The organism is Selenomonadales bacterium (assembly GCA_017442105.1).
Taxonomy (GTDB): Bacteria; Bacillota; Negativicutes; order RGIG982; family RGIG982; genus RGIG982.
The window spans coordinates 1-9,400 of the sequence record JAFSAX010000100.1 but is presented as its reverse complement, the minus strand read 5'-3'; the positions used below and the strand labels follow the sequence as shown (position 1 = coordinate 9,400).

Sequence of the window (9,400 nt, the reverse complement as noted above, 5' to 3'; positions counted from 1 at the left end):
CTTTCCAAGTTGGCCAAGAAGTCTTCTCGACTAACTCAGTATAACATTCTTTAATGTAGTTTATAAACCTTTTCATTTTTTGTTTGAACTATTTTATTTTAATTAGCACAGGCAGAAGGACTCGAACCCTCAACCAATGGTTTTGGAGACCACTACTCTACCAATTGAGCTATACCCCTATCAAATAACCCAAATTACTTGGTTTCTTTGTGTGTTGTATGTTTGTGGCAGAATTTGCAATATTTGCTGAGTTCAATTCTGTCCGGGTCATTTTTTTTGTTTTTGTTAGTCTGGTAGTTGCGCTGTTTGCAATCTACACAAGCCAACGTAACAGCATTGCGATTACCCTTGCTTGCCATGTCTCGCACCCCTCTTACCTTGTAAATAAGACACTTACCCAAAGTGCCACTATAATAATTTAGCATACTTATATTCTTATGTCAATAGTCCACGCTGCCGGGTATGCTATATTTTTTCCGAAAACGTGTTTTTATCAAAACAAAAACTCCGTATAATAACGGAGCCGCTTTGTAAATTTGGTGGCGGCGCACGGATTCGAACCGCGGACACTGCGGGTATGAACCGCATGCTCTAGCCAACTGAGCTACGCCGCCATATTGAGTTTGTGGAGCTAGTGACCGGGATTGAACCGGTGACCTTATCCTTACCAAGGATACGCTCTGCCGACTGAGCTACACCAGCACATCAGCATAATTTGGTTGCGGGGACAGGACTTGAACCTGCGGCCTTCGGGTTATGAGCCCGACGAGCTACCAACTGCTCCACCCCGCGATGAAGAAATGGTGGACAGGGCTGGATTCGAACCAGCGAAGGCGGAGCCGGCAGATTTACAGTCTGCTCCCTTTAGCCACTCGGGAACCTGTCCATCATGGAGCCGACAAGAGGACTTGAACCCCCAACCTACTGATTACAAGTCAGTTGCTCTACCAATTGAGCTATATCGGCGTATCTAGGATACTTTTTTATTATATCGCATCCTTGTGATTTGTCAATACCTTTTTTCAACTTTTTTTGAAGTTGTTTTTATCGTGTACCGACAGTTATAGATATTATCACATCCATACTCCGTTGTAAAGGGGTTTTCAAAAGAAGTTTTGATTTATTTTCGCTTATCTGCCACACTTAATCTTCAAAACAGTCATCGTCATATTCACCGCGGTCGTAGCGCGGGTCGTCGTGATAATCGCCGTATTCGTCGTGGTCGAATTCGCAGTCATAATCTTCTTTGTAATATTTCTGCAGGCCGTCTGTACCGCTCACCTGCACACCTTGCGCCTGCTGCATAAGAGCGGCATTCCCATACGCCATCTCGACTTCTTGTGCAGATGCCGCGTTGTTCATACCCATAAGACTTACCGCAATAAGACTACCTGCCAATAATCCGTTCACTATTTTCATTCTATCCGCCCCTCTCGAGCTGTTTTTTTCATCGTATCATGTTCGTACTTTTATGTCTATCTTATTGTTTTATCATCAATAATGTTTCTCTATACAAAAAAAGACTGCCGTCCGAATGGATAGCAGTCTTGTCTTTTAAAAGAAGAAGTAGTAATACGATACGGCCGCCAAGAGGAAGCGGTAGTAGGCGAACGATGCCAAGGACGAGTTGTTGAGGAATCGTAAAAACCAGATGACGGACACGTACGCAAAGATGAATGCGGTGACGAATCCGATGGCGAACATGGCCAGATCGTCCATGGAGAGCTTGTCGTAGATCTTGAGGAAGTCATACGAGCAGGCTACGAACATGAGCGGTGCGGCGATGATGAAGGAGAAGTCTGCCGCAGCTTTTCTCGAGAGTCCGAGGAGAAGGCCGCCCGCGATGGTCGAGCCGGAGCGCGAGAATCCCGGCCAGAGGGAAAGGACTTGGAAGATACCGACGAGCGTTGCTTCTTTGACGGTGAGCTGGTCGACATCGGTGATGCGGGACTCTTTCGACACTTTTTCGGCAAAGAGCATAAACAGACCGCCGACGATGAGTGCCATGATGACTGTCATGGGCGAGAATAAGTATTCCTTAATGGGAGAGTGCAAAAAGTATGCGATGCCCATGACAGGTACGATACCTGCGGCTACGTGCATCATGGTAAGGTGTTTGCCGCCCGCTTTCGGACGGAGCATGTTGAGATAGCGATCGCGATAGATGAAGAGGACGGAGAGGATGGCACCGAATTGGATAACGACTTCGAATACGGTCGCGACTTCACCTGTGAACCCCATCATGGAGCCTGCGAGTATCATGTGTCCTGTCGAGGATACGGGAAGGAATTCGGTCGCACCTTCGATGATACCGAGTATGATCGCTATGATATATTCATTCATAGATGTACCTCCATATTGTATTGCTTTTTCTATTATACACAGTTTAAGCGGAAAGACAACTATTTCCTTATCATTTGCACAAAAAAGGAAGCACTCATTTTCAGAGTACTTCCTTCTGATGCTATCAGTCACCGAAACAGATGCCGATGCGTTTTGCCGAACGAACGAGCTCGCAGTCTGTCGGTACGAGTGCCGACTGTTTTGCCACTTCACTAAGCGGTACTTCGATGACTTCATTATTCTGAAGTGCGACCATGATATCGGTCTTGCCGCCAAGGAGTGCTTCTGTTGCGACAACGCCGAATCTCGTTGCGAGCACGCGGTCATATGCTGTCGGCGAGCCGCCGCGCTGGAGATGTCCGAGCGTGGTGCAGCGTGTTTCTACACCGCAGAGTTCTTCGAGCTGTTCGGCGAGGATATTGCCGATCCCGCCAAGACGAAGTTTTTCAGTGCCTTCTTTGCGCTCTACGCCGACCATTTCGCCGCCGATCGGTGCCGCGCCTTCTGCGACGACGACGAGGCTGAATTTGCTGCCTTTTTGCTGACGACGGTTGATCTTTTCTTGTACGGCACGAATGTCGTACGGAATTTCGGGGATCAGGATACAGTCTGCACCGCCCGCAAGACCTGCATGAAGTGCGATCCAGCCTGCATAACGGCCCATGACTTCGAGTACCATGACGCGGTGATGCGATTCTGCCGTCGTGTGAAGACGGTCAAGCGCCTCCGTTGCAACGCCGACAGCCGTGTCGAAGCCGAAGGTACGTTCGGTGCAGGCGATGTCGTTGTCGATCGTTTTCGGCACGCAGACGACTTTAACACCGAGCTCGGCGATCTCTCCGCCGATCTTGATGGTGCCGTCACCACCGATGACGAGAAGTGCGTCGATCTCACGTTTTTTCAAGTTTTCGAGTACGACGCCCGACATATCTTTGTAGACGACAGTGCCGTCTTCTTCGACCGTCTTGAAATGGAACGGGTTATCACGGTTCGTCGTACCGAGAATGGTACCGCCGCGCGGCAAAATGCCTGCTACGTCATTCATGCCGAGATACATCATTTCATTTTTTACAAGACCGCCAAAACCGTTTTTGACGCCCCATACGCTGACACCTTGCGAGATCGCCGTGCGCACTACTGCGCGAAGGACTGCATTAAGTCCCGGGCAATCGCCGCCGCCTGTTAAGACGGCAATGTTTCGAATCGTTTTCATACCGATTCCTCCTCATTGTATAAATAAGAGAAAAAACATCCCGAAACAGGATGTTTTTATCGTTCTGCTTTACGCTCTGCAATATGATACAAGCTTCTGTTAAGACCCGATAATCCTTGGTATACTCCCGTCACATCCGTATCGTCTGCGCGGTTTTCCAGATATCGTTCCAATTTCCTCTTAACGCGCTGCAATGCATTGTCGATCGATTTAACGTGTCTTCCGAGCTCAACGGCGATCTCTTGGTACGATTTGCCGTCGAGGTACGACATGAGTACTTTCCACTCGAGGTCGCTTAAGATCTGCCCCATCTTCGCTTCGATATCGATGAATTCTTCTCTGCTGATGACGAGTTCTTCGGGGTCGGATATCTTCGAGCCCGACAACACATCAAGGAGCGTTCTGTCCGAGTCTTCATCGTAGATCGGTTTGTTGAGCGATACATACGAGTTGAGCGGAATATGTTTCTGTCTTGTTGCTGTCTTGATCGCCGTGATGATCTGGCGCTGTACGCACAGTTCGGCGAACGCGCGGAACGAGGACAGCTTATCTGCGCGGAAGTCACGGATCGCCTTATAAAGACCGATCATGCCTTCTTGGATAATGTCTTCTCTGTCCGCACCGATCAGGAAGTACGAGCGGGCTTTTGCTCGTACGAAGTTGCGATATTTATGAATCAAGTAGTCGAGTGCCGCGCTGTTGTCGTGTTCTTTGGCCTCTACTACGACTTCTTCATCAGTCATGCTTTCAAATCCACGATACAATTCATCTTGCTGTGAATTTTGTTTCATCGCACCGCCTCCTTCTGCTTCTTCGGTCATGTACTTCGTTTGACACGCACCGAATCCGAAGAAACCATGATGCCTTTGAACATACCAAGATATGTCGGTACATAGCAAATTATACGCCAGCCGCCATCTAACGTCAAGTATCACTTTCAGTTATTGTAACGATTCCCTTTTTTATCGCCTATTTCAGTTCTGCTCGTCTGAGTGCTTCGAGTTTGGCGAGGACTTCGTCGGAAAGACGCGCGGCCAGTTCGCTGCGGTCACCCAAAGGGCGCGTCTGATACTTCCTGCGGCGTTCTTTTTTCGCCGCTTTGATCGTTTCGCGCCATTCGCGTGCGCTGATGCGGTATGCGCCTGCACCCAAGATGACGGATTGTTCAAGCCCGTCGCTGGTGACGACGTATACGGTCTCGCCTTGTCTGACGAGCTGATAAGCCGTTCGTTCGATATAGCTGTCTGCCGTTTCTTCTTCGCTCGTGAATACGACAGTCACGCCCGAGTTTTCTTCTACCGAGGAGATGGGCGCGGACGGCGCATCGAATACGAGTATCGACAAGCAGTCGCGATACGCGCTGTAATCGGCTGTGATCGTGAGAAGCTCGTCGCGCGCCGCCGCCATATCATCGCCCCATTTATCGAGTGTACGCCATGCATGGATGACGTTATAGCCGTCGATAAGAAGGTACGTTTTTTTCATTATTTGTTTCTCTGACGCTCTGCTTCGTACAGAAGGAGCGAACAGGCTACGGAAGCATTGAGCGAGTTGATGCGTCCGTGCATCGGGATCTTGACGAGGAAGTCGCATTGTTCTTTCGTCAGTCTGCCCATGCCTTTGCCTTCGCTTCCTACGATAAGAAGGAGCGGGCCTGTAAGGTTGGCATCGTAGAAGTTCTCCGCGCCGTCCATGTCGGCACCGACGACCCAAAAGCCTGCTTTTTTGAGTGCGCGTATCGTCTGCGCGATATTGCCGATCTGTGCAACAGGCACGTATTCGACGGCACCTGCGCTCGTTTTGGCAACGGTGGCATTGAGGGGACACGCACGACGTTTCGGAATGAGCACGCAGTGTGCGCCCGACGCATCACACGTACGAAGGATAGCGCCGAGGTTGTGCGGGTCTTCGAGCTCGTCGAGCAGGATAAAGAGCGGTACTTCTCCGCGCGCCATGACATCGGAGAGAACGTCTTCCCAGTCTTGGTATTCGACAGGGCTGACGAAAGCGAGGACGCCCTGATGGCGCATATCGCCTGCGAGGTCTTTTACTTTGCGTTCATCGACTTCCTGTACGATGATGCCTTGTTTTTTAGCAAGGCCTGCTATTTCGCGGAGCGAGCCTTGGCGGTCGCCTTTGGCGATCCAGAGCTTGTTGATGGAACGGCCGCTTTTGAGTGCTTCCATCACACTGTTGCGTCCGACTAAGATCTCTTCGTTTGCCATGTTACGCCTCCTGACCGAGCGATGCGTAGAGAGCTTGCATCTCTGCCGCTTTGCCGCAGCTCATTTTGCCTTCGGGGCAGAAGCCTTCCGCGACGCAGGCGGGGCCGCTTTTGGCAAAGAGGATCGGAGCGACTTTTTTCACTTCGATGAGCATGAGGCGCGCCATTTCGCGGATCTCCCACTGTGCGCGCTGACAGCAGCGCAGGTTAAAGAAATTCTGGAGCGAGCGTGCGTTCATCGTGACGACGATTTTCGTTTCGGTCGCGTTGGTGAGCGAGTAACGCGCATCTTCTTTGTCAACGCCGAGAGCTACGAGGTCATCGTACGTTTGGCGTACCGTCTGCATGAGTGCTTCGAATTTTGCCAGCGCTTCTTCGTTCGCCGCGATAGTCTTCGGTACGATATATTCAAAATCATGTTCGCTGACGTATCGCTGGCTCTGCTGAGAGTACGATGCGATACGATGGCGCACGAGCTGGTGCGTCAACACACGCGATACGCCTTCGATAGCGAAGGTAAAGGTAACGTGTTCGAGCGTCGAGGTGTGTCCGAGTTCGACGATCTTTTTGAGGAGATTTTCCACCTGCTTGTCGGTCATCGTTTCGGCAAGTTCTTCTGCACCAACGGGCGAATAGCAGAGTCTTGCCGCCATGGCGACGACGCGCTGTGGATTCGGGGTATGCTGCATCAACTGTACTTTCATATTAGTTCCCCTCGCTTTCTTCATTCATAGCCGTAAGGATGGCGCGGAACGCTTTTCCCGCCATCTCGTCAAGTCTTGTCATATCGCCTTTGAGATACCAGTAGCCGAGGATCGCTTCGAATGCGGTGCTGGCACGGTATTCGCCGACGGTGGCACTCTTGGGCACCTGCGACTTGGCATTGCGGCCGCGGCGCAGGACTTCGCGTTCGGTATCGGTGAGTTCTTCTTCGATAGTATGACACGCGACAGATTGCATCGATGCCGAAACGATCTTGGCATCGACGGCATGGAGTGCCTGCATTTTATTTTTTTCGTATGCGATCATGCGCGTACGAACATAGAGCGAAAAATACGCATCGCCGATATAGGCGAGGACGAGCGGATTCATCTGCTCGGGCGCTACGTCTTTCTGTGGGATATCGGTCAGCGCCGCTTGGAACAGACGCTCGCGTTCATTTTGGAATCTGCGAAAACGGAACAGTTTCATTGGCGTTTCCATTTCACGCCTTGCGGAGAATCTTCGAGCACGATGCCGAGTTCTCCAAGACGAGCGCGGATACGGTCGGCTACTGCCCAGTTTTTCTCTTGGCGTGCCTGCTGACGAATTTCGATGATAAGCTCCATCAAGTCGGAAGCGAGATTGTCGTCCTCTGCCGCTTCTTCTTCCTGCTCGAGGATACCGATGACGTTCGCCATATCCATGTAGATACCTTGTGCCTCTTGGAACAGCTCGCTGTTGTGGAGGCTGCTGTTTTTCATCACTGCCGCATGGTAGATGTTGAGTTCTTTCGCGAGTGCGAACAAGTAGCTGATCGCAAGCGCCGTGTTAAAGTCGTCTTCCATAGCCGCATCAAAGTTTGCCATCGCTTCTTTTGCCGATGCGAGAAGTGCCTGTGCTTCTTGGCTGTCAGCATTGCCTTTTACACCTGCAAGCTCATCGCACGCTTTTTTCGCCACTTCAAGACGCTGGAGCGAACGAGCCGCTTCGGTCAATCGTTCGTCGCTGAAGTCGAGCGGCGAGCGGTAGTGCGTCGATACGATGAAGAAACGAAGCACTTCGCCTTTGTAATGTTCGAGGATATCCTGTACCGTGAAGAAGTTGCCGAGCGATTTGCTCATTTTTTCTTCGTTGACGGTGATAAAGCCGTTGTGGAGCCAGTAGCGTACGAACGGTTCACATCCACTGCAAGCTTCGGACTGTGCGATTTCATTTTCGTGATGCGGGAAGATAAGGTCGCTGCCGCCGCCGTGGAAGTCGAACGAGTTGCCGAGATATTTAAGTGACATTGCCGAACATTCGATATGCCAGCCGGGGCGGCCTTTGCCCCACGGGCTGTCCCAAGCAGGTTCGCCCGGTTTCGCGCTTTTCCAGAGAGCGAAGTCCATCGCATGATGTTTGCGCTCGTCGACATCGACACGTGCGCCTGCTTTCATGTCGGTGAGTTCACGACCGCTGAGTTTGCCGTAGCCGTCGAATTTTTCTACGCTGTAATATACGTCGCCGTCTACTTCATACGCGAAGCCTTTGTTCTGAAGCGTCTGCACCATGTCGATAATTTCCTGCATATGGTCGGATACGCGCGGATAGATCTCTGCACGGATAACGTTCAATTTGTCCATGACTTCGAAATACGAGTCGATGTAGCGGTCGCAGATCGTTTTCCACGTCACGCCTTCTGCATTTGCCGTACGGATGATCTTGTCATCAACGTCGGTGAAGTTCTGGATGTGTTTTACCTGATAGCCTTTTTTCGTGAGGTAGCGTTTGATAACGTCCCACGTTACGAACGGACGAGCATTGCCGATATGCGGGTGGTTATACGGCGTTACACCGCAAACGTACATGCCGACTTTGCCTTCCTCTTTCGGGATAAATTCTTCTTTTTGTTTCGTCAACGTATTGTATACGCGAAGTGCCATGTTATTTTTTCAGCTCCTTTTCGAGTTTCGTGATTTTTTCTTGCAACAACTGGATATGTCTTTGCATGCAGAAGAGCATCTCACCTTCCGGATCCGGAAGTTGATCGTGTCTGAGATCGACATCGTCTTCTCCGCCGCGGACTTTTTCGCCGTACATGCAGACGATCTTACCGGGGATACCGACGACCGTTGCATACGGCGGTACTTCTTTTAAAACGACCGAGCCTGCGCCGATCTTCGCATGTTCACCGACGGTGAACGAGCCGAGGACCTTAGCACCGCTGGCTACGACGACATTGTCGCCGATGGTCGGGTGACGCTTGCCTTTTTCTTTGCCTGTACCGCCGAGCGTAACGCCCTGATACAGCGTGACATTCTTACCGAGCTCTGCCGTTTCGCCGATGACGATACCGGTGCCGTGGTCGATAAAGAGGCCTTCACCGATCGTCGCACCGGGATGTATCTCGATACCCGTCACGAAACGGGCGAAGTTCGATATCATACGCGGGAGAAGTACCCATCCGCGCAGGTAGAGCTTATGCGACAGACGATGAAACCAGATCGCATGCAAGCCCGAATAACAAAGCACGACTTCCCATACACTGCGTGCCGCAGGGTCACGGTCGAATACGACTTGAATATCTTTTTTTAACCGTTTGAACATCCTTTTTCCTCCTGTCGCCTTTTTTCAAACAAAAAGCCGCCTACCTCGTATCAGAGGCGGCGGCCCGCGGTTCCACTCTGCTTCTCGCCCATGATTGCAGGGCGACTTGCGTGCAGGATAACGGCTGCTGCCGAGCAGACCTACTGAAGGTTCAGCCTGCTTGCTCCGAGGTGCACTTCCGCTTCACTTCCCATAACGCGGCTTTCAGCCAACGACCGCGTTTCTCTGCATGGTGCTGTGAGCGTACTCTCCTCATCTGTGCATGTGGTATATGTTATGTACAGATTATACGAAAAGTTCCCCTTTCCGTCAATCTTCTTTTTTATTTCAAG

General features: G+C 51.0%; 11 protein-coding genes and 6 tRNA genes. All 17 read right to left on the bottom strand.

Annotation, left to right across the window (positions count from 1 at the left end; genetic code table 11):
• Positions 1-106: 106 nt before the first annotated feature.
• The 17 genes from IJN28_04030 to cysE all read right to left on the bottom strand — a co-directional run bounded on the left by IJN28_04030 (position 107) and on the right by cysE (position 9,068).
• Positions 107-179, bottom strand: a tRNA-Trp gene (locus IJN28_04030).
• A gap of 15 nt (positions 180-194) precedes the next feature.
• Positions 195-359, bottom strand: coding sequence for a 50S ribosomal protein L33 (gene rpmG / locus IJN28_04025; protein ID MBQ6712940.1), 165 nt, complete (start codon positions 357-359; stop codon positions 195-197).
• Between the two features lie 178 nt (positions 360-537).
• Positions 538-614: transfer RNA gene (locus IJN28_04020), tRNA-Met, on the bottom strand.
• A gap of 12 nt (positions 615-626) precedes the next feature.
• Positions 627-702 (bottom strand) — tRNA-Thr (locus tag IJN28_04015).
• A gap of 14 nt (positions 703-716) precedes the next feature.
• Positions 717-792: transfer RNA gene (locus tag IJN28_04010), tRNA-Met, on the bottom strand.
• A 9-nt stretch (positions 793-801) separates the two neighbouring features.
• Positions 802-886 (bottom strand) — tRNA-Tyr (locus IJN28_04005).
• A gap of 4 nt (positions 887-890) precedes the next feature.
• Positions 891-966, bottom strand: a tRNA-Thr gene (locus IJN28_04000).
• 177 nt (positions 967-1,143) lie between these two features.
• Entirely contained in the window at positions 1,144-1,419 is a 276-nt protein-coding gene (locus tag IJN28_03995) for a hypothetical protein (protein ID MBQ6712939.1), read from the bottom strand.
• A gap of 135 nt (positions 1,420-1,554) precedes the next feature.
• Positions 1,555-2,343, bottom strand: a complete 789-nt coding sequence (locus tag IJN28_03990) for an undecaprenyl-diphosphate phosphatase (protein MBQ6712938.1) — start codon at positions 2,341-2,343, stop codon at positions 1,555-1,557.
• A 124-nt stretch (positions 2,344-2,467) separates the two neighbouring features.
• A complete protein-coding gene (locus tag IJN28_03985; protein MBQ6712937.1) occupies positions 2,468-3,547 on the bottom strand; it encodes a 6-phosphofructokinase in 1,080 nt (359 codons plus the stop codon).
• Between the two features lie 65 nt (positions 3,548-3,612).
• Entirely contained in the window at positions 3,613-4,347 is a 735-nt protein-coding gene (gene sigH, locus IJN28_03980; protein MBQ6712936.1) for an RNA polymerase sporulation sigma factor SigH, read from the bottom strand.
• A 178-nt stretch (positions 4,348-4,525) separates the two neighbouring features.
• Positions 4,526-5,041: an NYN domain-containing protein gene (locus IJN28_03975; GenBank protein MBQ6712935.1), complete on the bottom strand. Its 516-nt coding sequence runs from the start codon at positions 5,039-5,041 to the stop codon at positions 4,526-4,528.
• Complete coding sequence (gene rlmB / locus IJN28_03970) at positions 5,041-5,781, bottom strand: 23S rRNA (guanosine(2251)-2'-O)-methyltransferase RlmB (protein MBQ6712934.1); 741 nt, start codon at positions 5,779-5,781, stop codon at positions 5,041-5,043. The genes IJN28_03975 and rlmB overlap by 1 nt, the downstream gene beginning before the upstream one ends.
• 1 nt (position 5,782) lies before the next feature.
• Positions 5,783-6,484, bottom strand: coding sequence for an FAD-dependent thymidylate synthase (locus IJN28_03965; GenBank protein ID MBQ6712933.1), 702 nt, complete (start codon positions 6,482-6,484; stop codon positions 5,783-5,785).
• A 1-nt stretch (position 6,485) separates the two neighbouring features.
• A complete protein-coding gene (locus tag IJN28_03960) occupies positions 6,486-6,971 on the bottom strand; it encodes a ribonuclease III (GenBank protein ID MBQ6712932.1) in 486 nt (161 codons plus the stop codon).
• Positions 6,968-8,404, bottom strand: coding sequence for a cysteine--tRNA ligase (cysS, locus tag IJN28_03955; GenBank protein ID MBQ6712931.1), 1,437 nt, complete (start codon positions 8,402-8,404; stop codon positions 6,968-6,970). The genes IJN28_03960 and cysS overlap by 4 nt, the downstream gene beginning before the upstream one ends.
• Before the next feature lies 1 nt (position 8,405).
• Complete coding sequence (gene cysE, locus IJN28_03950) at positions 8,406-9,068, bottom strand: serine O-acetyltransferase (protein MBQ6712930.1); 663 nt, start codon at positions 9,066-9,068, stop codon at positions 8,406-8,408.
• Positions 9,069-9,400: the final 332 nt, after the last annotated feature.

Coding starts and splice junctions, on each gene's coding strand:
- rpmG (MBQ6712940.1), bottom strand. CDS start 359: ATGGCAAGCAAGGGTAATCGCAATGCTGTTACGTTGGCTTGTGTAGAT.
- IJN28_03995 (MBQ6712939.1), bottom strand. CDS start 1,419: ATGAAAATAGTGAACGGATTATTGGCAGGTAGTCTTATTGCGGTAAGT.
- IJN28_03990 (MBQ6712938.1), bottom strand. CDS start 2,343: ATGAATGAATATATCATAGCGATCATACTCGGTATCATCGAAGGTGCG.
- sigH (MBQ6712936.1), bottom strand. CDS start 4,347: ATGAAACAAAATTCACAGCAAGATGAATTGTATCGTGGATTTGAAAGC.
- IJN28_03975 (MBQ6712935.1), bottom strand. CDS start 5,041: ATGAAAAAAACGTACCTTCTTATCGACGGCTATAACGTCATCCATGCA.
- rlmB (MBQ6712934.1), bottom strand. CDS start 5,781: ATGGCAAACGAAGAGATCTTAGTCGGACGCAACAGTGTGATGGAAGCA.
- IJN28_03965 (MBQ6712933.1), bottom strand. CDS start 6,484: ATGAAAGTACAGTTGATGCAGCATACCCCGAATCCACAGCGCGTCGTC.
- IJN28_03960 (MBQ6712932.1), bottom strand. CDS start 6,971: ATGAAACTGTTCCGTTTTCGCAGATTCCAAAATGAACGCGAGCGTCTG.
- cysS (MBQ6712931.1), bottom strand. CDS start 8,404: ATGGCACTTCGCGTATACAATACGTTGACGAAACAAAAAGAAGAATTT.
- cysE (MBQ6712930.1), bottom strand. CDS start 9,068: ATGTTCAAACGGTTAAAAAAAGATATTCAAGTCGTATTCGACCGTGAC.